We start from the raw sequence: 24672 nt of genomic DNA, 5'->3' as shown, positions 1-24672 counted from the left end.
ATTTAGGTTTGCCTTACTTTTCAGGGAAGGGTTTTTTACAATGAGACGGTTGCGTGCGCTGGTCGGCGCTCTTCTCGTGGCGGGACTCGCCGCCTGCGGCTCCACGGAGCCTGCCGCCACCACTGCCGGCACCACGGCGGCCGCCCCGTTCAAGACCGTCAAGCATGCGATGGGTGAGACGAAGATCCCCGCCCAGCCGAAGCGGGTCGTGGCGCTCGACCAGAGCTTCGTCGACGCCGTCCTCACCCTGGAGACTCCCGTGGTTGGCTACACGACGTACCGGTCTCTCGACGACAAGCTGCCCGACTACCTGGGGACCGTCTCCGAGCAGTACGGCAAGGAGGCGACCCCGGTCGGCACGCTGGAGGAGCCCAGCCTGGAGAAGATCATCGCGCTCAAGCCCGACCTGATCGTCTCCGCCAAGGTCCGGCACGAGGCCCTGTACGACAAGCTGTCCAAGATCGCGCCGACCGTCTTCAGCGAGACCACCGGGGCCATCTGGAAGGACAACGTCCGGCTCATGGGGCAGGCCCTGGGCAAGGAGCAGCTCGCCGACACCAAGATCAAGGAGTACGAGGACCGGGCCGCCAAGATCGGCGCGTCGATCAAGGAGAAGGATGGCGAGCTGCCGACGATCTCCGTCGTGCGGTTCGCCGGTGAGCCCACGGTCCGCCTGTACGTGGAGAAGTCCTACTCCGGCATCGTGTTGAAGGACGTCGGCTTCCCGCGTCCCGAGGGCCAGCCGACCGTGGAGGACACGATCGCGGTGGACGTGAGCCAGGAGAAGATTCCGGACCTGGACGCCGACCACATCTTCGTCTCCACCTACGCGGACCCGACGGTGGCGGAGTCCAAGGACAAGTTCCTGAACAACCCGCTGTGGGCCAAGCTCAAGGGCGAGAAGCATGACGTCGCCGACCTGACCTGGATGACCGCGGTGGGCATCCAGGGTGCGCACTCGATCCTGGACGACGTGGCCAAGTTCTTCAGCGTGGACCCGGCCAGGGCCGCCTAACGAGGTATCCAGGCGCGTAGCTCGCTCAGCTGTGGCTCGACGTCCAGGCGCTGGTCGGCGAGCCACTGCGGATTACCATACGTGCCCTTGTAGCGGTTGCCGCTGTCGCAGATCAGCGTGACGACGCTGCCCCGCTCGCCCGTTCGCCGCATCTCGTCGATCAGCTCCACGCAGGCCGCCATGTTCGTCCCCGTGGAGCCGCCGACGTCCAGGCCGGTGACCTCGCGGGTCCAGTGCATGGCGGCGATCGAGCGGGCGTCGGGCACGGCGATCATGCGGTCGATGACGGACGGCTGGAACGAGGGCTCCACGCGGGGGCGGCCGATGCCCTCGATGCGGGAGCCCCGGGCGGTGACGGAGGTGTCGCCGGAGAGCCAACTCGGGTAGAAGGCCGAACCTTCGGGGTCGACGACGGCCAGGCGGGTGGGATGGCGGCGGTAGCGGATGTAGCGGCCGATGGTCGACGACGTGCCGCCGGTGCCGGCGCCGACCACGATCCAGGAGGGCTCGGGGTGCGGCTCCATGGACATCTGTGAATAGATCGATTCGGCGATGTTGTTGTTGCCGCGCCAGTCGGTGGCCCGCTCCGCGTAGGTGAACTGGTCCATGAAGTGCCCGCCGGTCTCGGTGGCGAGCCGGTGAGATTCGTCATAGATCGTGCCGGGGTCCGCCACGAGGTGACATTTCCCACCGTAGAACTCGATGAGGTGGCACTTCTCCGGCGACGTGGAGGCGGGCATGACGGCGATGAAGGGCAGATCGAGCAGCCGGGCGAAATAGGCCTCGCTCACGGCCGTGGAACCGCTGGACGCCTCGACGATCGTGGTCGTGGGGCCGATCCAGCCGTTGGCCAGGCCGTACAGGAATAGGGATCGGGCAAGTCGATGTTTCAGTGAACCGGTCGGGTGCACCGACTCGTCTTTCAAGTAGAGGTTTACACCCCAGTCCGAGGGCAGCGGAAAGACGTGCAGGTGTGTGTCGCAACTGCGGTTGGCGTCGGCTTCGACCGTGCGGATGGCCTCCGCCACCCAGCGGCGCGTTCCCGTGTTGTGACGGTCCACGAAATCCATGTCCTTACGCTATCCCATGTGACGTTGGCCACTAGAACTGCGAATTTGGGTGGTTAGTGTTATGCTATTGAGACTTGTCCGGCCGTGGACGTGACCACGCACGCCGCGAGCAGATGGACGAAACCCCCCTCTGACCAAGGCAGATCCTCGTTAACGCGTCCTTTAGCCGGGACTTGCCATGATGGGATCGCCGTCAGGCGGCCTGTGCCGAACCGGGGGATAGCGCAAGGGGGAATGAATTGATCACTATGACCGATGAGCAGCGTCAGGACTGGTTCGAGCGTGATGTCGTGCCGGTGACGTCGCAGCTGTTCGCCTCCGCCATGCGCCTCACCCGTAACGCCGCTGACGCGGAGGATCTGGTGCAGGAGACGGTGGCGAAGGCATATACGTCGTATCACCAGTTCCGGGAGGGCACCAACCTCAAGGCGTGGCTGCACCGGATCCTGACCAACAACTTCATCAACGACTACCGGAAGAAGCAGCGCTCGCCCAAGCTCTCCGCCGCCGAGGAGATCGAGGACTGGCAGCTGCACGCCGCCGAGTCGCACAGCTCGACCGGCCTGCGGTCGGCCGAGACCGAGGCGCTCGACCGGCTGCCCGACAACGTCGTGATGAACGCCCTGCGCTCCCTGCCCGAGGACTTCCGCGTGGCCGTCTACCTGGCCGACGTCGAAGGGTTCGCGTACAAGGAGATCGCCGACCGCATGGGCACGCCCATCGGCACCGTCATGTCCCGTTTGCACCGGGGTCGCCGGCAGCTGCGCGGCATGCTGGAGGAGTACGCCCGTGAGGAGGGCACGGTCCGCGTCCCGATCCAGCGTGCTGCCTAGGACTGCATGGACAAATGAAGGCGGACGCGTAACACGCCGCCTTCCGTGCGCAGCTCCACGAGATCGCAGAGCTGACGACTGATCCAGAGCCCGTATCCCCTGGGGGACTCGGGCTCAGGTGGTATGTAGCCGGGTAAGGGGTCGTCCAGGGCGCCGCCGGGGTCGGCGATCTCGCAGACGAGCTCCTCGTCGCTCTCCCACATCGTGATCGTGCCGTACCCGGCGCCGTGTTCGATGCTGTTCGCGGCGATCTCCGAGACGCTGATGACCAGCGACGTGATGAGATTGCGGTCCATCCCGGCCGCCCTGGCGTACTCGCCGACGCTCTGACGCAGCTGCCGCAGCTCGCGTCCGGTGAACCGGATGGTCACCGCGCCGGGTCCCGGCTCGGGGAGCGGCGCGTGGTCGTCGTTGAGCACCAGTTGGTGGGGCGGGATGAAACGGGTGCTGGTCGCCTCGCCGTCCACGCCGAGCAGGAGCGGATGGTTCACCTCGTGGTACTCGAGCACGGCAGGTGGCACCCTGCGGAGGTCGTACATGCACAACATGACGGCCGAGGCCGCGCGGAGCGCGGCGTTGACCACGGACTCGTAGCGGATCAGCTCCGTGATCTCGCGTCGGCTCCGGCCCTCCCAGCTGGGCTCGCCGATCACGAGGGTACGGCGCCCGCGTGTGTACTCGTGGTAGGCGGCCAGCGTGCGGTACGGGTGGGCGTACCAGGCGGTGGAGACCCGGGTGTCGACGCGTCCCGCGTCGTGACCCAGGGCGTCGGCCAGCAGGGCGAGCCTGGTCGCGCCGGTGATCACCAGCACTCGCCTGCCCTCGTTGAGCGCGGCCCGCACGCGCGGCACGGCGAGATCCAGAAAGGACTCATCAGAGTCGTAGGGCACGCCAACGTGCCGCAGACCCTCGCCATCGAAACGTGCCCGCTCAGGGCGCACGGGCGAAACGTAGCAAGCGTCGCGTGGCTACGCAACGGCTATCAAGGCCACCGCGCCGAGCGCGCATGCCACACCGGTCACCTGGATCGTGTTCAGCCGCTCCCCGAGCACCTGCCTCGCCAGCAGCAACGTGCTGGCGGGATAGAGCGACACCAGCACGGCGACCAGGCTGAGCAGGCCCTGGCGCTGCGCCAGCAGGTAGAGGACGTTCGCCACCATGTCCAGCACGCCCGCGGCGACGATGATGCGCAGCGAGCCCGCCTGCGGCCGGAGCGAGCGCCTGGCGGCCAGGGCCACGAGCACCACCGCGGTCACGGACGACAGCCTCGCCCCGACCAGCGGCCACAGGCCTGCCTCGCCCGGCGCCATGGCGAGCAGGATGAAGAACCCGCCGAACCCGGCGCCGGCGGCCAGCGAGGTCACCAGCGCGCCGAGCGAGGCGCGCCCGCCCGGGGACCTGTCCTGGCTGACCAGCAGCACCGAGCCCAGGGCCAGCGCCACGCCGGCGAGCGCCCAGAACCCCGGGCGCTCGCCCGTCGCCAGCCCGAACACGACCGGCAGTGCCGCCGAGGTCACCGCGGTCGTCGGCGCGACCACCGACATGACGCCCGCGGCCAGCGCCCGGTAGAACAATGCCAGCCCGGCTGCGCCCGACAGTCCGGCGGCCAGCCCCCAGAGGATCGCCCGATCGCTGAACGTGCCCGGCAGCACGGGCAGCAGCCCGAGGATCAACGCCAGCCCCGCCAGCTGGGAGAGCACGACGACCGACAGCACCTGGGTCCGTCGGGTGGCCAGGCCGCCGAAGAAGTCGGCCGTGCCGTAGACCACCGCACAGGCAGTCGCCAAGATCACTGCGGTCACCCTTGTCCTCCTCGGGTCAGTTCAATGGGTTGCACTGGTAGTACAATATATTGAGTGCAACAGAGTGCAAATCAGTTTCACTAGACTGCACTCCCATGGAGGACCCCGAGCTGATCAACCAGGCCATCGCCAACAATGTGCGCTTCCAGCGCTCGCACCGGGGGCTGACGCTGGACCAACTGGCCGCCAGGTCGGGCGTGAGCCGGGGCATGCTCGTCCAGGTCGAGCAGGGGCGGACGAACCCCAGCGTCTCCACACTCACCAGGATCGCCTCCGCCCTGGGCGTCACCGTGGCGCGGCTGGTCGAGGTCGGCGACGTCCCCATGGTGCGCATCGTGGACAAGGCCGACGTGGTCACGTTCCATCAGGGCGACGTGCAGGCGCGGCTGCTCGTCGGCGCCGACACGCCGATGATCCTGGAGCTGTGGGACTGGCGCCTGGCGCCGGGCGAGCACCATGACGGCGACGCCCATCCACCCGGCACCCGCGAGATGCTCACCGTGCTGGAGGGTGAGCTGACGCTCAGCGTCTACGGCAAGAGCCACGTGATCGGCAAGGACGACGCGGTGCTCTTCACCGCCGACCGGCCCCATCGTTATGCGAATCGAGGCGAGGAGGAGCTCAGGCTCATCATGGTGGTCGCCGAACCACGCGAGACACATGACCAGTGACGGCGAGTGCGCTCCTGATCGCGCTGAGGAGTGACGACTACGGCATAACTTGGACCGCTCATGCCCGTTGCTGGGTACATCCCTGGTGTACCGCGGAGCGTCGGCAGGGGGTGGCGGGTGAGTGAGGCCCGAGCGGCGACGGAGAAGCTCCATGCGGAGCTTCATGGTCTGGGCGTCACCAGCGCGTACGAGGTGGGTGACGACGCCACCCTCTCGGTGTGGATAGGCCTCGTCGTGCGGTATAGGGATGGTTTTTACCGCTGGCAGGAAGGACCGACGAAACGTCGGCATTTGGGTACGGATCCGGTTGGATGTGCCATACGCGTGGCGCGCCGCCACGGGGAACTGCAGGCCGATATCCCACTCTGGTGGGACGACCTGGCCAGGGAACTGCGGGGAAAACCGGTCCAGGACTACCCATAGGCCCCCGCATGCGCGGTTTCGGGGGGAAGCATGCGCGTATGGGCCCTGCCGCTGGCCCTGCTCGCCCTGGTGGTCTGTGTCACCTACTCGGTGGCGTACCGCCGGTCGGCCGAAGAACCGTCGGTGATCGTGCCGCTGCGGCCGGTGAGCGTCGATCCCGTCCTGCTCGCCAAGCGGCTGGCGTCGATGCAGGCCGGCTGGCCGCGTAGCCGCAAGTTCGACTGCTCGCGGATCAAGTGCGTGGCCCTGACCTTCGACGACGGTCCCGGCGAGCACACCGTCCGGCTCCTCGACCTGCTCAGCAGCCGTGACGTCCGGGCCACGTTCTTCGTCATCGGGCAGATGGTGGCCGCCGACAAGGGCGGGCTCATCACGCGTCGCATCGTGGACGACGGCCATGAGATCGGCAACCACTCCTGGAGCCATCCACCGCTTGCCCAGCTGCCGCACGAGGCGGTGCGGCGCGAGCTCAAGCACACCGAGGACATCGTGGAGCAGGTGACCGGGGTCAGGATGCGGGTGATGCGGCCCCCGTACGGGTCCACCGACGACGGCGTCGCCGCGGAGACCCGCCGCGAGGGGTTGGCGCAGATCCTGTGGAACGTCGACACCCTCGACTGGCGCGACCGGGTGGCCTCGACCGTGGCCAAGCGGGCCGGCGAGGCCAAACCCGGGTCGATCATCCTGCTGCATGACATTCACCCCAGCACGGTGGACGCCGTGCCGGCGCTGCTCGACACGCTCGGCAGGAAGGGGTTCACGTTCGTCACGGTCTCGGAGCTGTACGGCAAGACGCCGCTGCCGGGCAGGACGTACACCTCGCGGTGACCCGGGATGTCGGTGGGACGTGGCACCCTGACGGCATGGGTTTCACCGGCTTCCCCGACGAGGCGTTCATTTTCTACGAGGGCCTCGAGGCGGACAACAGCAAGACCTACTTCACCCGGCACAAGCAGCTCTACGAGGAGGCCGTGAGGGCGCCCATGGTCGCCCTCACCGATGAGCTGGCCGCCGAGTTCGGGCCCGCGCAGCTCTTCCGGCCCTATCGTGACGTGCGCTTCTCCAAGGACAAGTCGCCGTACAAGACGCATCAGGGTGCCTTCGTGGACCTGATGCCGGGGATCGGGCTCTATGTCGAGATCAGCGCGTCGGGACTGTTCACGGCAGGGGGCTTCTACACGCAGGCGGCCGACCAGGTGGCCCGCTATCGGGCGGCGGTGGACGAGGATCTGTCGGGCAAGTCGTTGACGGCGATCACCGACGGGCTGGTGGCGGCCGGCTATGAGGTGCTGGGCGAGCGACTGAAGACCAAGCCGCGGGGCTTCACCGAGGACCACCCGCGCATCGACCTGCTGCGTCACAAGTCGTTGTACGCGGGGATGCGCTTCGAGCCGGAGCCCTGGGTGCACACGCCGGAGGCTCGCTCCCGTGTGGAGCACACCTGGCGCGCCTTCGGCCCACTGGTCGAATGGCTCTGCACCCACGTCAGAGGCAGCGAGCTCCCCCGGCGCTGACCCTCTGGCCAAGGGTCGCCGGCAGCCAGCCGGCACCTGCCCCATACGGGCAGTTGCCGCTGCGTCGGCACGAGCCCGGCCCGACGACGATCAGCACACCCACCCGTCGGCACCGGCCAGGCGGGGCAGCGTTAGGCGCAGGCTTCCACCTGCATGCTCACGCCACCCCGCCACGGTGGGCACCACCCACGCCAGGCACGGGACCGCAAAGCTGATCAGCAGCGTGGCGGCGGCCGGCGCGAGTCCGACGACCGGCTCGCTGTTGGGCAGCCGCTCCCGCCAGCCCCGGCGTGGGGTGGCCGTTCATGGCGCGTGGGCTGCTTGCTTCGGAGGAAGTGTTCAGGCGCGCTTGGCGCGGGCGGCGGCGCGGCCCCGGATGGCGGCGTCGAGCACGACCTTGCGGATGCGTACGGCGGCCGGGGTGACCTCCACGCACTCGTCCTCGCGGATGAATTCGAGCGCCTGCTCCAGCGACAGCACACGCGGCGGAATCACCTTCTCCGTCTCCTCGGAGGTGGAGGCGCGCATGTTGGTGAGCTTCTTCTCCTTGGTGATGTTCACGTCCATGTCGTCGGACCGGGAGTTCTCACCGATGATCATGCCTTCGTAGACCTCGGTGCCCGGGGAGATGAACAGGGTGCCGCGCTCCTGCAGGTTGAGCATGGCGAACGCGGTCACAGGACCGGAGCGGTCGGCCACCAGCGAGCCGCTCGCGCGGGTGCGCAGCTCGCCGAACCACGGCTCGTACGAGTCGAAGACGTGGTGCACCAGGCCGGTGCCGCGGGTCTCGGTCAGGAACTCGGTACGGAAGCCGATCAGGCCACGCGCCGGCACCACGAACTCCATCCGGATCCAGCCGGTGCCGTGGTTCGTCATGTGCTCCATGCGGCCCTTGCGCACGGCCAGCAGCTGCGTCACCGCGCCGAGGTATTCCTCGGGGCAGTCGACCGTGAGCCGCTCGACGGGCTCGTGCACCTTGCCGTCGATGTCCTTGGTGACCACCTGCGGCTTGCCGACGGTCAGCTCATAGCCTTCGCGGCGCATCTGCTCGACCAAGATCGCCAGCGCCAGCTCGCCGCGGCCCTGCACCTCCCAGGTGTCGGGCCGCTCGGTCGGCAGCACGCGCAGCGACACGTTGCCGACCAGCTCCTTCTCCAGGCGGTCCTTGACCATGCGCGCGGTCACCTTGCCGCCCTTGACCTTGCCGACCAGGGGCGAGGTATTGGTGCCGATGGTCATCGAGATGGCCGGCTCGTCCACGGTGATCAGCGGCAGCGGGCGCGGGTCCTCGGGGTCGGCCAGCGTCTCGCCGATCATGATGTCGGGGATGCCGGCGATGGCGATGATGTCGCCGGGGCCCGCCTCCTCGGCCGGCTTACGCTCCAGCGCATCGGTCATGAGCAGCTCAGTGATCTTGACGCGCTGGATGGTGCCGTCGGTGCGGCACCAGGCCACCTGCTGGCCCTTGCGCATGACGCCCTGGTGGATGCGGCACAGGGCGATGCGGCCGAGGTAGGAGGAGGCGTCGAGGTTGGTCACGTGGGCCTGCAGCGGCGCGCTCGGGTCGTACGTCGGCGCCGGGATGGTCGACTTGATGATGTCGAACAGCGGCTCCAGGTCCTCCGAGTCGGGCATGCCGCCGTCGTCGGGGCGGTTCATCGAGGCCCGGCCGGCCTTCGCGGAGGCGTAGACGATCGGGAAGTCGATCTGCTCCTCGGTGGCGTCGAGGTCCATGAACAGCTCGTAGACCTCGTCGACGACCTCCTTGATGCGGGCGTCGGGACGGTCGACCTTGTTGATGCACAGGATGACGGGCATCTTGGCGGCGAAGGCCTTACGCAGCACGAAACGGGTCTGCGGCAGCGGCCCCTCCGAGGCGTCCACCAGCAGCACCACGCCGTCGACCATCGACAGCCCGCGCTCGACCTCGCCGCCGAAGTCGGCGTGGCCGGGCGTGTCGATGATGTTCAGGGTCATGCCGCCGTGCTTGACCGCGGTGTTCTTCGCGAGAATGGTGATGCCCTTCTCGCGCTCGAGGTCGTTGGAGTCCATGACGCGGTCGTCGACATCCTGGTTGGCGCGGAATGCCCCGGACTGCCAGAGCATGGCGTCGACCAGCGTGGTCTTGCCATGGTCGACGTGCGCGATGATCGCGATGTTCCGCAGGTCGTCGCGGCTGTTCAAAGGCATGATGACGTCTCGCTCTGTGTCGTGGGGTCGGCCGCGCGAAGTCGCGACTACTTAAGTCTAGTTGATCCCCTCTGGTGGCAAGAGCGGCACGAGATGACGGCGGGCGTAAGCGCGGGCGTCCTCATCGTTGCCGAGCGGGATCGCGCTGTCCGGCGTCAGCACGAACGACAGCGCAATGCGAATGTACGTCTCCGCCACCGCCGCCGCGTCCGGCACCTCGAGCCGCTCTGAAAGGTATTGCCTGGCCACCGCCAAATACGGTCCCGCCTCCAGCGTCAGCTGCGGCAGCATCGTCTCCGGCTCGTCCGCCAGCAGCCTGCCGAGCAGCGGATGCGCGCGCACCAGCCGCAACGTGACCGCGAACCCCTCCACGACCTGCTCCTCGGTCGTCGGCAGGGCTGCCACGGCCTGATCGAAGGCTTTGAGTAAGCGGTTCAGCTCGCGCAGCACGACCGCCTGGATCAGGTCGCCCTTGCGGGCGAAGCGCCGGTAGACGGTGATCCTGGCCATCCCGGCGCGCCTGGCCACGTCGTCCATCGTCAACCGGCGCATGCCCTGCTCCAGCATCCCCGCGTAGGCGGCGTCGAGGATGCGCCCGAGGGATTCGTCTGGCATGCAGCAAGCGTAGGCGGCGGGTAAGGCACGGCGGCCTGGCGCAGGTGGCGGGGTTCACACCTACGGCGGTGTTCGCCGCAGGTGGGGGGTCGCACCTACGGCGGGGTTCGCCCAGGTGACAGGGGGCTGCACCTACATAGCGGGTTGCACATTTGTGCGCATGGCAATCTTCGGCCGGATCCCTAGATTGTCGGCATGACGTGGACAGAGCTGGTTATGACGTCGGCGCCGACAAAAGGTGACCAGCCGGCGGTGAGCGACGTCAGGACCGGTGAGGTGTTGTCGTACTCCGCGTTCGTGCGCCGCGTCACGCGTGCCGCGGCCGGCCTGCGCCGCAACGGCCTCCAGCAGGGTGAGCACGTGATCGTCGACGTCCCGCTGGGTGTGTCGCTGCCCGTCGCGGTCCACTCTGTCGCCTGGGCCGGCGGGATCTCGGTGCTCGGGTCCACCGGTGAGGCCCGCATGATGATCACCTTGCGCGACTACGATCCGGTTGCCGTGAAGGTCGATCGGGTCTTCGCCTTCCGGCCGGCGCCGGGTGTCAGGCCGTTCGGCGAGCTGCTGCTCAGCGGGGCCGTGGAGTTCGGACCGCTGGCGGGGCCGGCGGTCACGCTCGACGGTGTGCGCGTGTTCGACCACACCGAGCTGGCCGGCGACCTGCGCAAGCTGGCCACGCGCCTGGTGATCGGCAGGGACGACGTCGTGATCAGCGCGGTGAGCGAGCCGTTCACCGGGCTTCGGGTGATGGATCTGGTGATGATGGCGGGCGCCCACGTCGTCCTCGCCCACGACCCCAGCGTGGTCGGGTGCCGCGTGCTGGCCGAGGAACGCGGGGCCACCGTGATCGTCGCCCCGTACGACCTGGCCAGGCGGCTGCTCGGCGACCCGGTCCTTGAGTCCCGGCGTGTCGTGGACGAGAGGGCGGTCGTCAGCTCGCTCGGCCTGTGACGGGCCGGCGGCTCGCCGGCGGGGCCCCTGGGGACGCGGCTCACTGTTGAGGTCCTCAAGTCGCGGGCTCGTCCATGAGCGTCGTGGGGCCTCTCGGGCTGTGAAACACTGTGCGAAAGGGTGATCCTTCAGCGACGCAGGGTGACCACATGCCAGAGCCCCCCAGGCACAACCTTCCCGCAGAGCCCAACCGGTTCGTCGGCCGCGAACGCGATGTCGCCGATCTCCGCGGGTTGATCGGCGAGACGAGGGTCGTGACCTTGTGCGGGGTCGGCGGCATCGGAAAGACCCGGCTGGCCCTGCGGGTCGCCGCGGGGCTGCTGCCCCGCTACCCCGGCGGGGTCTGGCTGGTCGAGCTGGCCAGGCTGGGCCGGGCCGAGCTGGTCGTGCCGGAGATCGCCCGCACGCTGCGGGTCCATCAGGAGGTCAACCGGCCGCTGCTCGACACCGTGACGGCCAGGCTGCGCGATCTGCGCTGCCTGCTGCTGCTCGACAACTGCGAGCACCTGGTCGACGCGTGCGCCGAGGTGACGGCCGCGCTGGTGGCCTCCTGCCCGCGGCTGAGCGTCCTGGCCACCAGCAGAGAGCCGCTGCGCATCGCCAGCGAGCTGATCTGGCGGGTGCCGCCGCTCGACCTGCCCGACGCGGAGAGCGCCGACGCCGAGTCCGTGCAGTTGTTCCTGGACCGGGCGGCCGCCGCGGGCACCAGGCTGGGTCCCGGCAGCCTGCCCGACGTCGTACGCCTGTGCCGGGCGCTGGACGGGCTGCCGCTGGCACTGGAGCTGGCGGCGGCCCGTACGAGCCTGCTCAGCCCCGGGCAGATCGCCGACCGTATCGACGACCGCTTCTCGCTGCTCACCACGGGCGGCCGCACCGCCCCCGCCCGGCAGCGCACGCTGGCGGCGGCCGTCGAGTGGAGCTACGACCTGCTGTCGGCCAAGGAGCAGGTGCTGCTGCGCCGGCTGTCGGTGTTCGCCGGCGCCTTCGACCTGGATCTGGCCGAGCAGGTCTGCGCGGAGCGGCCCATCTCGCCCGCGGATTTCGTGGACCTGCTCGGCGGCCTGGTCGACAAATCGCTCGTGCTGTGTGACGAGAGCCGCTCGCGCTACTGGATGCTGGAGACCATCAAGCGTTACGCGCTCGAGCGACTGCAGCAGGCCGGCGAGCGCGAGGCCCTGCGCGAGCGGCACCTCCACGTGCTCTGCGAGCTGCAGGCGCGCCACTTCGCGACCGAGATGGTCGAGCCCGGCGTGCCGTGGCGCGAACGCCTGCGCGCCCTGACCGCGAGCAGGAGCCTGCTCGACGATCAGCGGGTGGCGCTCGACTGGGCCGCAGAAACCGGGAACGTGCCACTGGGGCTGCGCCTCTGCGCGACCAGCACCGGGCTGCTGCCGATCGGCGGCCTGACGGAGGTCGTCGCCTGGATCGAGCGGCTGCTCTCGCTCGACCTGTCCCACGTGCCGGCCGAGCGGATCGCGCATGTCAAGGCGTACCTGGCCTATGGCCTGGAGGCACGCGACGAGCTGAGCCGCGCGCTGGAGGTGGCCGAGGAGGGCCTGGCCGGGGTCCCGCCGGCGGATGTGTTCTCCCGCAGCGGCATGCTCAACATCATCGTGACGGTGCTGCTCCGCATGGGCCGGGCCGACGAGGCGCTGCGGTACGCGGAGGAGGGTCTGGCCGTCGCCACCCGCTTCGGCGACGCCTGGAACCAGGCGGCGGGGCTGGCCGGGCTGTCGGCGGTGGCCTTGACCCGCGGCCGGGTGCGCGAGGCCCAGCGGCACGGCGAGGAGGCGCTCGCCCGAGCCCGCGAGCACGGCCACCGCTGGATCATGGCCAGGGCAGCGGCCCAGCTCGGCGCGGTGGCCGAAGCGCGCGGCGACTTGGTGACTGCCGAGGCCCACTACGCGATGGCCGTGCCCTGGCTGCGGGAGCTCGGCAGCGACGCCGACCTGGCGCGCTGCCTGGCCAGGATCGGCCGGGTGGCGGCGATGTTGCACAAGTTCGGCGTCGCCAGGGAGCGGCTTGCCGCGAGCCTCACGCTGAGCAGGGAGACCGGGCAACGCCAGGGCGTGGCCCGCTCGCTGGCGGGGCTGTCGGTGCTGGCGGAGCACGAAGGCGACCTGGAGGGCGCCGTGCTGGCCGCCGCGGCGGCGGCCGCGCTACGCGAGTCGATCGGGCAACATTCGGCCACGATCAGGATTGAGGAGCTCCTCGGCAGGGCCCGCGCCAAGCTGGGCGAGGGTCGCACCCTGTCGCTGTGGTCGCGGGGCCGGGCGATGAGCCCGGACGACGCCGCCCGCCACGTGCTGGAGGGCGAGCGCTCGGTGGCCGAGACACCCGTGGCCGCCGAGCCCGTCAAGCCCTCGCTCCTGACCGCCCGCGAGCAGGAGATCGCCGGCCTGCTCACCCGCGGCCTGTCCAACCGGGCCATCGCGGAGGAGCTGGTGATCAGCCCGGCCACGGTCGCCCGGCACATCGCCAACATCATGGAAAAGCTCGGCTACACCTCCCGCGCGCAGATCGCAGTATGGGCGGCCGAGCACTCCTCGAATCCGTCTGCATAGGCATCTGCATATTCCGCCCCATGTACGCATGAGACGCCCTCCCTACCGTGGGCGGCATGGATGAGCGGATCGTCATCGTGGACTCGGACACGGGCCAGAGGCTCACCGAGGAGCAGCTGGACGAGAGGGCCGCTGTCGCGATCATCCAGTTGCGGCGCAGGGGCGTGCGGGCCGGCGACACCGTGCTCATCTGCCTGCCGGTCGGCCCCGACTTGCTGGTGGCGGCCGACGCGGTGATCGCCGTGGGCGGCGTGGCCTGGCCGGTGCCCGCCGACCTCGAGGCGTGGGTGCTCCATGAACGCATTGAGGCCAGCGGGGCCCGCGTGCTGATCTCCGACCTCCCGCAGGCGTTGGAGGCGGCTGAGGAGTCCCGCGTGCGAATCGTCATGAGCGTCGCAGACCTCAGCGCCCTACATTCGTATCCGAACAGTCGTGGACTCTCAACGGAAAGTGATCCCCTCGAGCCTTGAGACGGTGGAGGATAAGCGGAACGAGTTCCCCGACCACTTGGGCCCCATGACCCCACACAACCTCCCAGCCGAGCCCAACCGCTTCGTCGGCCGCACCCGCGACGTGGCCGAGCTCGGCGCGCTCGTCAGGCGGCACCGGGTGGTCACGCTCAGCGGGGTGGGCGGCATCGGCAAGACCCGCCTGTCGTTGCGCGTGGCTGCGCGGGCGGCGCCGTGGTTCGCCGAGGGTGTGTGGCTGGTCGAGCTGGGCCGCATCGGCGACCCCGAGCTGATCGTCAACGAGATGGCCGAGGTGCTCGGCGTCCGCGACGAGATCCCCGGGCGGCTGCTCGACGGCCTGCGCGTCCGCCTCCGCGAGGCTCGGGCGCTGATCCTGCTGGACAACTGCGAGCACCTCGTGGAGCGCTGCGCGCAGCTGGTCGCTGATCTGATCGCCGAGTGCCCGTGGTTGCGGTTCCTGCTCACGAGCCGCGAGCCGCTGCGGATCCCTGGCGAGCTGGTGTGGCGGGTGCCGCCACTCGAGCTGCCCGACGAGCACCATCCGGATGCCGAGTCCGTGCTGCTCTTCGTCGAACGGGCGGCGGCAGCCGGTGCCCGAGAGGTGACCGCGAGCATGGACGACGTCGTACGCCTGTGCCGCGCGCTCGACGGCCTGCCGCTGGCGCTGGAGCTGGCGGCCGCCCGCACCAGGCTGCTGAGCCCGGGCCGGATCGCCGATCGCATCGGCAACCGGTTCGGCCTGCTCACCAGCGGCGACCGCACCGCCCCACCCCGGCAGCGCACCCTCCTGGCCACCGTCGAGTGGAGCCACGACCTGCTGCAGCCCAAGGAACGCGTGCTCCTGCGCCGGCTGTCGGTGTTCGCCGGCCTGTTCGACCTCGGCCTGGCCGAACGGGTGTGCGCCGACGGCGGCATCCTGCGCAAGGTGGAGCTGCTCGACCTGCTCAGCGGCCTGGTCGACAAGTCGCTGGTGCTCCACCACGACGCCGGCGGCCGCTACCGGCTGCTGGAGACCATCCGGCACTACGCCGCCGAACGGCTGGCCGAGGCCGGTGAGGACGCCCGCCTGCGCGACCGCCACCTGCGGGTGATCTGCGAGGAGATGGAGCGCTGCTACGAAGGGGGTTCGCTCGATCGGCGGATGCCGTGGAGCGAGCGGTTCCCGCACTTCGTCAGGGGCCGGGGGCTGCTTGACGACTGCCGCATCGCGGTGGACTGGGCGGTGGCGTCCCGGGATCCGGTGCTCGGCCTGCGTCTGGCCCGCGCGGCCCTGGCGATCCTGGCCGTTCGCGGCGATTTGGGGGAGAGCGTCGGCTGGCACGAGCGGCTGCTCGCCCTGGACCTGTCCGCGGTGCCGGGGGACCTGATCGCGGTGGCCAAGGGTGGGCTGGCGTACGGGCTGGAGGTCGGCGACGAGCTGGCCCGCGCCGAGGAGCTCATCGTGCAGGCCGTGGAGGAGCAGAAGAGACACCCGTACACGCACTGGCTGGGCATCACGTACGGCGTGGCGCTGACCGTCTTCTTCCGCACCGGGCAGAGCGAGCGGGCGCTGCGTTACCTGGAGGAGCTGGAGGCGGCGGCCATCGCCCACGATGACCCGTTCAACCTGGCCACGGCCCGGATCGCGCAGCTCAACCTGGCACTCTTCCGCGGGCAGGTGCGCTACGCGCGCCGCCGCGGCGAGGAGGCGCTCGAGCTGGCCAGGGAATCCGGACACCACTGGACGATGGCCAGGGCGCTGACCCACCTCGGCGCGGTGGCCGAGGCCGACGGCGACCTGGAGGCGGCCATGACGCACCACACCGCCGCCCTGCCGCTGCTGGAGGACATGGACAACCGGGTCGAGCTGGCCCGCATCCACGCCAAGATCGGCCGGGTGGCGGCCGGGTTGCGCGACCACGCCGCCGCTCGCCGCCACGTGGCCGCCGCGCTGGCCTTGAGCAGGCAGAGCGGTCAGCGTCGTGGGATCGTCCGCGCGCTCATGGCCCTTGCCGCGCTGGCCCAGGCGCAGGACGACCTCGAGGGCGCGGTGCTGGCCGCCGCGGCGGGCACCGCGCTGCGTGAGTCCATCGGCCAGTACGGCACTCCAGGCCGGGTGCAGCGGCTGCTGGCGCCGGCCCGGGCGAGGCTCGGTGAAGGGCGGTTGGCGCTGCTGTGGTCCAGGGGCAGGGAAGGCTCGCCGGAGGACGTGGCCGCGCGGGTGCTCGACAGCGACTTCGCCGTGGCGCCGCCGTCCGGGCCGCCCGCGCCGACGGGCTCGCGGTACGGCGGGCTGACCCGCAGGGAGCAGGAGATCGCCGCCTTGCTCACCCGCGGGCTGAGCAACCGGATGATCGGGCTGGAGCTGGTGATCAGCCCGGCGACGGTGGCCAAGCACGTCGCCAACATCATGGAGAAACTGGGCTTCACCTCCCGCGCCCAGATCGCGGTGTGGGCGGCCGGGCATGGGCTGGACACCGAGCACGGGGCCGCCCGCGAGGCGGACGCTGAGCGAGCATAAGCTCGTATTCATGCCTTTCGCGCCCAACTTCCCCGTCATGCTCAGGACCGAGGACGGCGTCCGCATCGACGCCGCCCACACCCCGTCCGCAGGCACAGACCTCGGGATTGTGGTCGCACACGGCTTCACCGGGTCGTGGCGGGAGCGGCCGGCGCGCCGCATCGTGCACGTGCTCAGTGAGTACGGCGGGGTGATCGCCTTCGACTTCCGCGGCCACGGGCGCTCCGGCGGCGTGACGACCGTCGGCGACCTGGAGATCCTCGACATGGAGGCGGCCGTCAGGCACGCCCGCGTGGTGGGCTACTCGAAGATCGCGGTGGTGGGCTTCTCCATGGGCGCGGCGGTGGCCGTACGGCACGCGGGGCTGCGTGGCGGGGTGGACGCGGTGGCGGCGGTGAGCGGCCCGGCCCGCTGGTACTACCGGGGCACCAAGCCGATGCGTCAGGTGCACTGGGCCATCGAGCAGCCGTTCGGGCGGTGGGCGGCCAGGGTGGCCAAGCGCACCAAGATCGCCCGTGGCCGGTGGGACCCGATCCCGATGCCGCCTTACGAAGCCGCCGCGCTCATCTCGCCGACCCCTCTGCTGATCGTCCACGGCGATGCCGACGCGTTCTTTCCGCTGGAGCACGCGCACCAGTTGTACGCCGGCGCACGCGAGCCCAAAGAACTCTGGATCGAGCCCGGGTACGGCCATGCCGAGGCCGCCGCGACCCCCGCGCTCATCCGCAGAATCGGCAAATGGATCTCCTCGAACTTTTTGTGAGTAAAACACGTCTACCTAGAGCGGATGGAAGGAAACCGCCGGGAGAAAGTCCCTGGGGAAGGAAACCGTCGATTCGGTGGACGTGGGACATACTTCAGTCATCAGGCGGTCGCCCAGCGTCGCGGGGGCGCGCTGGGTGACATCCTGCGCGAGGGCCCCGCGAGACACCGCGCGGGGCCCCCGAGCAGAGCTAGGGAGTGCCGTCGCCCGCCTCACGGAGTGAGGCCATGAACAGGGCTCAGCCGAGCCGGGCGATCGACTTGTACTCCAGGTAGGCCTGCAGGCCCTCGGGCCCCAGCTCGCGGCCGACGCCGCTGGCCTTGTAGCCGCCGAAGGGCGAGTTCGTCTCCAGCATGAAGCAGTTGACGCCGTAGGTGCCGGTGCGCACCTGGCGGGCCACCTCCATGCCGCGCTCGGTGTCGCCCGTCCACACGGTGCCGGCCAGGCCGTAGTCGCTGTCGTTGGCGATCCTGACGGCGTCCGCCTCGTCCTCGTACGGGATCACGGCCAGGACCGGGCCGAAGATCTCCTCGCGGGCGATGCGCATGTCGTTGGAGACGCCGGCGAAGACGGTGGGGGAGACGTACCAGCCGCGGTCGTGGGGTCGGTCGAGGCCGCCCACGACGACCTTGGCGCCCTCCTCCATGCCGATCTTGATGTACCCCTCGACTCGCTCCTGCTGCCGCTTGGCCACGAGCGGGCCGATGCCGGTCGCCGGGTCGGCGGGGTCGCCGACGGGCTGGGAGTTGACCATGTTCGCGATCGCCTCGACGACCTCGTCGTAGCGGTTGCGCGAAGCGAGGATGCGGGTCTGCGCCACGCACGCCTGCCCGTTGTTCATGAGCGAGGCCATCGACAGGAAGCCCATGCTGGCGGCCAGGTCGGCGTCGTCCAGGATGATCGCGGCAGACTTGCCACCCAGCTCCAGGCTGACTCGCTTGAGCTGCTCGCCGCAGATGGCCGCGATGCGCCGGCCGGCCGCGGTGGAGCCGGTGAAGGCCACCTTGTCCACGCCGGCGTGCGAGATCAGGTGCTCGCCGACCTCGCGGCCGGCGGTCACGATGTTGAGCACCCCGGCGGGCACGCCCGCCTCGGCCACCCACTCGGCCAGCAGGTACGCGTCCAGTGGCGTCTCCGGCGCCGGCTTGAGCACCACCGTGCAGCCGGCCAGCAGCGCGGGGGCCAGCTTCGTCATCGTGACGAACTGGGGCACGTTCCACGGCACCACGGCCGCCACCACGCCCACGGGTTCGCGCCGCACCGTGACGGGGCCGAACAGTCCGGGCCGCTGCTCCTCCTGCTCGTACGTCTTGCCCAGCTCCGCGTAGTACTGGAGCATGCCGAGCGGCTGCGGGGCCTGCGCGAGGTTGGAGAACGTGATCGGCGAGCCCATCTCCTCGGTGATGAGCGCGGCCATCTCGCCCTGCCGCTCGTTATAGATCGCGGCCAGCCTGCCGATCACCTCGGCCCGCTCGGCGAACGTCATCCGCGGCCACGGCCCGTGGTCGAACGCCTCGCGGGCGGCCGCAACCGCGCGTTCCATGTCCGCGGCCGTGCCCTCCGGCACCCGGCCGACGACCTCCTCGGTATGCGGTGAGACGATGTCGATCGTTCCCGTGCCCGCCGGGGCCACCCATTCGCCCCCGATGAACAGCGTGTCGTGCTGGCGCATGTCGTGAGCCTCCTGCTGACCTAATGCTTGCTTGCCCGAGCAATGTCCCATGCCGACCGAACCATGTTCTGTGGGTGCACGCAAGAGGGGCGCGGCACCAGCGTGCCGCGCCCCTCAAAGCAGGCTCAGCGAGGATCGCCGAGCAGGTGCAGCATGGACCGCGTGATCAGGTCCGTACGTGCCGCCTGGTCGGTGATGCTCTCCGCGCCGAATCCGAGGTAGACGGTGTCCTTGGTGACGATGCCGCCGCCTTCCTCGAAGATCTGGTCCGTACGGAACCAGTTGTTGACCGACGACGAGGAGCCCTCAGGCGCCGCCCCGATGGTCCAGCCGCTGAGGTCGGACTCGAACGAGGTCTCCTCGGCCGTCGCGCCGTCCAGCGTGACCTTGAAGTCGTCGAGGAAGACGCCCGCGCCCTGGGTGCCCCAGTCGCTGATGTAGGAGATGGACAGCTCGACCTGCTTGCCCGCGTACGGAGTCAGGTCGATCTTCCACTGCTGCCAGCCGGCCGAGTTGCCCGAGGCGGCGTGCCACGAGCCGGAGGTGCCGGTCGGCTCGCAGTTCGGGCCCTGGTAACGCTGGGTGAACGGATGGATGGTCCGCCAGCCGTCGCCGCCGCTCGGCGGGTCGCAGCTGCTGCCGGTGACCTGCGAGGTGTGGCCGTTGGCGTCGGGCAGCGTCGTCCAGTCGTCGCCGCCGGCCGTGCGGGCCTCCACGGTCAGGAAGTCCCACTCGGTCTCGGTGTCGTACGACGTCCAGAACGACAGGTCGCCGCTCGTCTTGCCGGTCAGGTCGATGGTCTTGGTCAGCCGCTTCCACGAGACGTCGGCGATGCCGCTGTAGACGTCCCACGCGCCGGTGTGCGGGTCGAACGGGCCGCCCGGGCGTGCCCACTTGACCTGCGCGGAGCTCTCGAACAACGGGAACTGCTGCGCGGGCAGGATGGCCGAGGTGGCCACGAACGAGTTGGTGTGGCTCGGCTCCAGTGTGGCGTTGAAGCCGTCGAACCTGCCACCGTTGCCGGCCAGCGCGAACGGCTGCCCGGTGTCATGATCGGTGCCCGCGTCGTCGAAGAAGACGTAGGCGCCCAGGTAGTACTGCTGGAAGTCGTTGAACACCGGGATGCACGGCGGGTCGTCGTCGACCGGGCACTCGGGTTGTGCGGGGTAGTCCGGCTCGTAGTAGTACGCGCCGTTGTTGTTGGCCGCGTACGACGGGAACTTGCCGGCGTGCAGCAGCTTGCCGCCCTCGTTGAGGTAGTCGCGCACGGCCAGCTCGGTCTCCACGCCGCCCTTCGACGTGGTGCCGGGCACCTGGCCGGTCGACCTCGGGATGATGTCGTCGCCGGTCTCCCACACCACGGCCTTGTAGTGGCTGAGCACACCCAGCGGGTGCGGGGCCTTGCGGCCCATCTTGTCCATGTCGTACACGTCCGAGGTGTATCCGGCTGCCGTCAGCGCGCCGGCGTACTCGTCGGCGTACTTGGCCTCGCTCACGCCCTGGACGGGGCTGATGCCGGTGACGTCCTCGGTGGCCAGGACCAGCACCTTGCCGCCGATGTCGGCGGCGACGGTGTAGGTGAAGTCGGTGCTCTTCTTGCCGATCGAGGAGAACCAGACCTTCACCTGGTCACCGGGCTTGGTGCCAGTGATCTTGCCGCGCATCCAGTGGTAGTAGCGGTTGTAGCCCTTGCCGTAGCGCTCGCCGCCCTTCCACTCCCCGGTCAGGACGGTCTTGGTACGACCATCGTTGACCTGGTAGTTCAGGAACACCGGGCCGAGCTTGCGCTTGGCGTTGACCTGGACGACCTGGTCCTTGCCATGGCTGACCTCGAACGGGTCGAGCACGAAATCGGGGGTCTTGTTGCCCAGGTGGCTCACCGGCTCGGCCGGGTTGACCGCCGACTTCGCGACGTCGAGCGCGAACGGCACGTTCTTCTCGAACTCCGCCTGCACCAGGGCCTCGTCGTCGGGGAAGACGAAGCCGCAGCCGTCGCAGCCCTCGTTCAGCTCCGGCGTCCACGACAGCGTGCCGTACTGGAAGTGCGCCTGGTCGTTGGTGTCGCCGTTCGTGGTGTAGAGCTCGGCGCCCAGGTCGGGGTCGAAGCCGGGGACGGCCGGTTTGTCGTCGGTCCCGGTGAGCGCCTCGTAGATCGGGTTGTCGGCCGTCTCCGTGGCGATCTGCACGCCGATCGGGTAGAGCAGCAGCGGGCCGTAGGAGTGGTAGTTCAGCTGCATCTCGAACCCGACGCGCTTGAGCAGGCCGTCCATGGCCTTGGTCTCCGGCTCGCTGGCCGGGCCGGGGCCGCGGTAGGTGTCGCTGCTCGGGATGCTAGACGAGCCCTCTTCGTCGTAGTGGAAGTTCGTGGGGAAGTTCCTGTTCGGGTCGACGCCGTCGCCGACCGTGATCTTGCTGTCGCCGTTGTTGTCGCGCAGGTTCTTACGCCACAGCCGGTTGCCCTCGGTGAAGGTGAAGTCGTAGCCGTCGGGGTTGGCCACCGGCACGAACCACAACTCGGTCTTGTTGAGCAGGTCCTTGAGCGTGCTCTTGTTCGCGATCACGTACTTCAGCAGCCGCATGTCGATCTCGGTCGAGATCCACTCGCGGGCGTGCTGCGTGGCCGAGAAGAGGGTGGACGGCTTGAGGCCGTCGGGCAGCAGCCGCGCGCCGGTGCTCACCTTGGCGGCCAGGATGTCCTGGCCCTGCAGGGACTTGCCGATGGACTGGAGCTTGACGATGTCCTTGTTGGCGTTCGCGATGGCTTTGAGCTGGTCGGCGATGCCGCCGGGCTCGGAGTAGGACTTCCAGACGGTGTAGCCGCCGGCCGCCTGTGCCTTGGTGGCCTGCAGCTGGGTCTGGCCCTGCGGGTTGCGTACGGGCTCCGGCTTGTAGCCGAGCTTCCTCAGTCCGGTCAGGTCCGCCTGGGCGGCGGTCAGTTCCACGTGCTCCTTGTCGCCCTTGGCGTCATGCTGGACGACGTCGAAGCCTTTCTCTCTGAGCGTCTGGCCGGTGCCTGGCGTGCTTTCGAGCTGGTAGAGCTCGATCTGGTCGCTGGGCGGCAACGGGTCCGCGGAGACTTGGGTGGGGACGGCTACGAGTGAGGTGCCTAAGCCGAGGATTACGGCCGCGGCGAGGGTCGTTGATCGAGACAACGGTCTGCCCCTTCGCAGAGACGAGTTCGATCGCCATCTCAGACCGTTGGAGCGATCTAGGCAAGACCTAAAGTTTTAGATCCGCGTTAATTACGGCAAAGTGTCTCAAACCTCGCCAAAGGTGCGGCAGTTCGGTCGTTCGGATGACAGACATCAAGATCATCTTCTATAGTTTCGGTCCGTCTATGAGGGGAGGGACGGGTGTGAGAATCTGGCGGTTCGCCGTTCTTGTCGCCGTCCTCTCCGGGCTGCTCGGGCTCCACTCGCCGCAGCCTGCGTCGGCCGATCCCAGTCCCGCTGAGCTGCGCAAACTCACCAAGCAGGCAGCCCGGCTCAACGAGCTCTACCGCGGCCAGATCCAGAGCCTGGAGGAGATCAGGATCCAGGCCAAGCGGGCCACCGACACCTCGGGCGACCTGCAGGCCAGGCTCGCGGACGCGCGGGCGGACGTGGGGCGCATCGCCCAGACCGCGTACATGATCGGCCCGATCGACGGCATCCAGCTCTTCGGCATGAAGGCCGAGCCACACCAGGTGCTCGGACAGGCGGCCAACATGACCTACATGGCCACCGAGCGGACCGAACGCGTCAAGGGCATCCAGAAGCTGATCGAGGAGTCCAAAGAGGCGAAGCTCAACGCCAACGACAAGATCGATAAGCTGAAGAAAGAGATCAAGAAGCTGCAGAGCAAGCGCGACGACATCCATCGCCTGCTCAACAAGTACGGCTTCCAGCAGCCCGGCGGCGCGGACAACCTGACCCCGCGCATGATCTCGATACGCGCGGAGATCATGGCGAACTTTCCCATGAAGTACGGCGTGGGTTGTTTTCGCGCCGGCGACCCCGGCGAGCACGGCAAGGGCCGGGCCTGCGACTTCATGATGTCCCGAGGCGGCACCATGGCCGCCGGGGCCGACGCCGCCAACGGCGACGCCCTGGCCGACTGGCTCATCAAGAACGGCCCCAGGCTCGGCGTGATGTACATCATCTGGAAGCAGCGCTACTACGACATCCGCTCAGGGGGCGGCTGGGATCCGATGTCGGACCGCGGCGGGGTCACCGCCAACCACTACGATCACGTTCACGTGTCGGTGTTCTGACGCCGCAGGAAGTCCCTCAGCCACGCATAGGACGCCTTCGGGGTGCGGCGCTGGGTGGCGAAGTCCACGTGGACCAGGCCGAAGCGCTGGTGGTAGCCCTCGGCCCACTCGAAGTTGTCCAGCAGCGACCAGACGAAGTAGCCGCGGACGTCCACGCCCTCGGCCATGGCCTGCCGCATCGCCGCGATGTGGCCCTCCAGGAACGCGATGCGGGCCGCGTCGTCGAGCGTGACCGTGTCGTCGTTGGAGCAGCCGTTCTCGGTGATGAGGATGGGCGGGAGCGCGGCGCCGTACCTGGTCCTGAGTCCGGTGAGGAGCTCCCGCAGGCCGTCGGGGACGATCGGCCAGCCGAACGCCGTCGTGGGGTAGCCGGTGATGCCGGCGTCGGTGAACGGGAGGCCTTCGGAGGTCGGTGCGGCTATGCGGGTGGGGTTGTAGTAGTTGATGCCCAGGGCGTCCAGGGGTGTGGCGATGACGTCGAGGTCTCCGTCGCGGACGAAGTCGAGAGCCGGAACATAGGCCGACAGATCCGGATATTTGCCCAGAAGGAGGGGGTCGTTGAACAGGCGGTTGTGCAGGATGTCGTAGGCGTCGGCCGCCTTCAGATCGGGCTCCTGCTGGGAGGACGGCCAGACCGGGGTGCAGTTGTTCGTGATGGCCACCTGGCCTGCTCCCGCGGCCCGCAGGGCCCGCACGGCCAGGCCGTGGGCCAGGAGCTGGTGGTGTGCGGCCGGGAGGGCGCCGGTCAGCAGGGCCTGGCCGGGGGCGTGCACGCCCATGGCGTAGCCGAAGGCCATGTGCACGAACGGCTCGTTCAGGGTGATCCACAGGGGGACGCGGTCGGCGAGGCGGTGGGCGACGGTGGCGGCGTATTCGGCGAACATTTCCGATATTTCGCGATTCAGCCACCCGCCGCGGTCCTCCAGGGCCTGTGGCAGGTCCCAGTGGAACAACGTGGGCACCGGCTGGATGCCCGCCTCCAGCAGGGCGTCCACGAGCCGTTCGTAGAAGTCGAGGCCCTTGGCGTTGGCCGGACCCGAGCCGAGCGGCTGGACGCGCGGCCAGGCGATCGAGAACCGGTAGGCATTCACGCCGAGACCGGACAAGAGGGCGACGTCCTCGCGCCAGCGGTGGTAGTGGTCGCACGCCACGTCGCCAGTGTGGCCGTCCCTGGTGCGGCCGGGCTCGTGGCTGAAGGTGTCCCAGATGGAAGCGCCTCTGCCGTCCTCGGCGGCGGCGCCCTCGATCTGGTAAGCGGCGGTGGCCGTACCCCAAAGGAACATGTCACGCTCCCGGTAGATGCGAGTAGGGCTCATGTTATCTGAAGCCCAAGTGACTCCCTTTACTTCCTGGTAATACGCCAGGATGGG

At 69.1% G+C, this 24672-nt stretch carries 19 protein-coding genes; 11 read left to right on the top strand and 8 right to left on the bottom strand.

Annotated features, from left to right (window positions below; translation table 11 throughout):
• Positions 1-40: 40 nt before the first annotated feature.
• Positions 41-1015 (top strand): ABC transporter substrate-binding protein, encoded by a 975-nt coding sequence (locus tag ACTWPT_RS08560; protein ID WP_443176725.1) that lies wholly within the window; start codon positions 41-43, stop codon positions 1013-1015.
• Here ACTWPT_RS08560 and ACTWPT_RS08555 read toward each other — a convergent pair.
• On the bottom strand, positions 1012-2085 hold the full coding sequence (locus ACTWPT_RS08555) for a PLP-dependent cysteine synthase family protein (protein WP_443176724.1): 1074 nt from the start codon (positions 2083-2085) through the stop codon (positions 1012-1014). The two genes, ACTWPT_RS08560 and ACTWPT_RS08555, sit on opposite strands and share 4 nt — an antisense overlap.
• 248 nt (positions 2086-2333) lie before the next feature.
• On the opposite strand from ACTWPT_RS08555, the gene ACTWPT_RS08550 reads away from it, so the two are divergent.
• On the top strand, positions 2334-2918 hold the full coding sequence (locus tag ACTWPT_RS08550) for a sigma-70 family RNA polymerase sigma factor (RefSeq protein WP_443176723.1): 585 nt from the start codon (positions 2334-2336) through the stop codon (positions 2916-2918).
• Here ACTWPT_RS08550 and ACTWPT_RS08545 read toward each other — a convergent pair.
• The gene (locus tag ACTWPT_RS08545; RefSeq protein ID WP_443176722.1) at positions 2915-3859 is read right to left on the bottom strand and encodes an anti-sigma factor RsbA family regulatory protein; all 945 of its coding nucleotides are present in this window, start codon (positions 3857-3859) and stop codon (positions 2915-2917) included. The two genes, ACTWPT_RS08550 and ACTWPT_RS08545, sit on opposite strands and share 4 nt — an antisense overlap.
• A gap of 27 nt (positions 3860-3886) precedes the next feature.
• Positions 3887-4720, bottom strand: a complete 834-nt coding sequence (locus ACTWPT_RS08540) for an EamA family transporter (RefSeq protein WP_443176721.1) — start codon at positions 4718-4720, stop codon at positions 3887-3889.
• Between the two features lie 95 nt (positions 4721-4815).
• Here ACTWPT_RS08540 and ACTWPT_RS08535 point away from each other — a divergent pair, with 95 nt between their 5' ends.
• From ACTWPT_RS08535 to ACTWPT_RS08525, 3 genes are all read left to right on the top strand, one after another.
• Complete coding sequence (locus tag ACTWPT_RS08535) at positions 4816-5391, top strand: helix-turn-helix domain-containing protein (protein WP_443176720.1); 576 nt, start codon at positions 4816-4818, stop codon at positions 5389-5391.
• Positions 5392-5844: 453 nt separating this feature from the next.
• A complete protein-coding gene (locus ACTWPT_RS08530) occupies positions 5845-6642 on the top strand; it encodes a polysaccharide deacetylase family protein (protein ID WP_443176719.1) in 798 nt (265 codons plus the stop codon).
• A gap of 35 nt (positions 6643-6677) precedes the next feature.
• Positions 6678-7328: a DUF2461 domain-containing protein gene (locus ACTWPT_RS08525; RefSeq protein ID WP_443176718.1), complete on the top strand. Its 651-nt coding sequence runs from the start codon at positions 6678-6680 to the stop codon at positions 7326-7328.
• A gap of 339 nt (positions 7329-7667) precedes the next feature.
• Here ACTWPT_RS08525 and typA read toward each other — a convergent pair whose 3' ends face one another.
• On the bottom strand, positions 7668-9518 hold the full coding sequence (gene typA, locus ACTWPT_RS08520; RefSeq protein WP_443176717.1) for a translational GTPase TypA: 1851 nt from the start codon (positions 9516-9518) through the stop codon (positions 7668-7670).
• Between the two features lie 57 nt (positions 9519-9575).
• Positions 9576-10133, bottom strand: coding sequence for a TetR/AcrR family transcriptional regulator (locus tag ACTWPT_RS08515; RefSeq protein WP_443176716.1), 558 nt, complete (start codon positions 10131-10133; stop codon positions 9576-9578).
• 195 nt (positions 10134-10328) lie between these two features.
• Here ACTWPT_RS08515 and ACTWPT_RS08510 point away from each other — a divergent pair, with 195 nt between their 5' ends.
• The 5 genes from ACTWPT_RS08510 to ACTWPT_RS08490 all read left to right on the top strand — a co-directional run bounded on the left by ACTWPT_RS08510 (position 10329) and on the right by ACTWPT_RS08490 (position 17378).
• Positions 10329-11081, top strand: a complete 753-nt coding sequence (locus ACTWPT_RS08510) for an AMP-binding protein (RefSeq protein WP_443176715.1) — start codon at positions 10329-10331, stop codon at positions 11079-11081.
• A 149-nt stretch (positions 11082-11230) separates the two neighbouring features.
• Positions 11231-13645 (top strand): LuxR C-terminal-related transcriptional regulator, encoded by a 2415-nt coding sequence (locus ACTWPT_RS08505; protein WP_443176714.1) that lies wholly within the window; start codon positions 11231-11233, stop codon positions 13643-13645.
• Positions 13646-13701: 56 nt separating this feature from the next.
• Positions 13702-14115, top strand: coding sequence for an AMP-binding protein (locus tag ACTWPT_RS08500; protein ID WP_443176713.1), 414 nt, complete (start codon positions 13702-13704; stop codon positions 14113-14115).
• Between the two features lie 4 nt (positions 14116-14119).
• Positions 14120-16615: a LuxR C-terminal-related transcriptional regulator gene (locus ACTWPT_RS08495; protein WP_443176712.1), complete on the top strand. Its 2496-nt coding sequence runs from the start codon at positions 14120-14122 to the stop codon at positions 16613-16615.
• A gap of 10 nt (positions 16616-16625) precedes the next feature.
• Positions 16626-17378: an alpha/beta hydrolase gene (locus tag ACTWPT_RS08490; protein WP_443176711.1), complete on the top strand. Its 753-nt coding sequence runs from the start codon at positions 16626-16628 to the stop codon at positions 17376-17378.
• A 238-nt stretch (positions 17379-17616) separates the two neighbouring features.
• On the opposite strand, the gene ACTWPT_RS08485 is transcribed toward ACTWPT_RS08490, so the two are convergent.
• A complete protein-coding gene (locus ACTWPT_RS08485) occupies positions 17617-19050 on the bottom strand; it encodes an aldehyde dehydrogenase (protein ID WP_443176710.1) in 1434 nt (477 codons plus the stop codon).
• 125 nt (positions 19051-19175) lie between these two features.
• Entirely contained in the window at positions 19176-22202 is a 3027-nt protein-coding gene (locus ACTWPT_RS08480; RefSeq protein ID WP_443176709.1) for a M14 family zinc carboxypeptidase, read from the bottom strand.
• A 203-nt stretch (positions 22203-22405) separates the two neighbouring features.
• Between ACTWPT_RS08480 and ACTWPT_RS08475 the strand changes: the two genes are divergently transcribed.
• Complete coding sequence (locus tag ACTWPT_RS08475; protein ID WP_443176708.1) at positions 22406-23302, top strand: coiled-coil domain-containing protein; 897 nt, start codon at positions 22406-22408, stop codon at positions 23300-23302.
• Here the strand turns inward: ACTWPT_RS08475 and ACTWPT_RS08470 are convergent.
• The gene (locus tag ACTWPT_RS08470; RefSeq protein ID WP_443176707.1) at positions 23284-24585 is read right to left on the bottom strand and encodes a GH1 family beta-glucosidase; all 1302 of its coding nucleotides are present in this window, start codon (positions 24583-24585) and stop codon (positions 23284-23286) included. The genes ACTWPT_RS08475 and ACTWPT_RS08470 overlap by 19 nt on opposite strands.
• Between the last annotated feature and the right edge of the window lie 87 nt (positions 24586-24672).

The sequence above is a fragment of the Nonomuraea sp. 3N208 genome (assembly GCF_052245935.1).
Taxonomy (GTDB): Bacteria; Actinomycetota; Actinomycetes; order Streptosporangiales; family Streptosporangiaceae; genus Nonomuraea.
This window is presented reverse-complemented; position numbering and strand designations above follow the sequence as displayed.

Coding starts and splice junctions, on each gene's coding strand:
- ACTWPT_RS08560 (WP_443176725.1), top strand. CDS start 41: ATGAGACGGTTGCGTGCGCTGGTCGGCGCTCTTCTCGTGGCGGGACTC.
- ACTWPT_RS08555 (WP_443176724.1), bottom strand. CDS start 2,085: ATGGATTTCGTGGACCGTCACAACACGGGAACGCGCCGCTGGGTGGCG.
- ACTWPT_RS08550 (WP_443176723.1), top strand. CDS start 2,334: ATGACCGATGAGCAGCGTCAGGACTGGTTCGAGCGTGATGTCGTGCCG.
- ACTWPT_RS08535 (WP_443176720.1), top strand. CDS start 4,816: ATGGAGGACCCCGAGCTGATCAACCAGGCCATCGCCAACAATGTGCGC.
- ACTWPT_RS08530 (WP_443176719.1), top strand. CDS start 5,845: ATGCGCGTATGGGCCCTGCCGCTGGCCCTGCTCGCCCTGGTGGTCTGT.
- ACTWPT_RS08525 (WP_443176718.1), top strand. CDS start 6,678: ATGGGTTTCACCGGCTTCCCCGACGAGGCGTTCATTTTCTACGAGGGC.
- typA (WP_443176717.1), bottom strand. CDS start 9,518: ATGCCTTTGAACAGCCGCGACGACCTGCGGAACATCGCGATCATCGCG.
- ACTWPT_RS08515 (WP_443176716.1), bottom strand. CDS start 10,133: ATGCCAGACGAATCCCTCGGGCGCATCCTCGACGCCGCCTACGCGGGG.
- ACTWPT_RS08510 (WP_443176715.1), top strand. CDS start 10,329: ATGACGTGGACAGAGCTGGTTATGACGTCGGCGCCGACAAAAGGTGAC.
- ACTWPT_RS08505 (WP_443176714.1), top strand. CDS start 11,231: ATGCCAGAGCCCCCCAGGCACAACCTTCCCGCAGAGCCCAACCGGTTC.
- ACTWPT_RS08500 (WP_443176713.1), top strand. CDS start 13,702: ATGGATGAGCGGATCGTCATCGTGGACTCGGACACGGGCCAGAGGCTC.
- ACTWPT_RS08490 (WP_443176711.1), top strand. CDS start 16,626: ATGCCTTTCGCGCCCAACTTCCCCGTCATGCTCAGGACCGAGGACGGC.
- ACTWPT_RS08485 (WP_443176710.1), bottom strand. CDS start 19,050: ATGCGCCAGCACGACACGCTGTTCATCGGGGGCGAATGGGTGGCCCCG.
- ACTWPT_RS08470 (WP_443176707.1), bottom strand. CDS start 24,585: ATGTTCCTTTGGGGTACGGCCACCGCCGCTTACCAGATCGAGGGCGCC.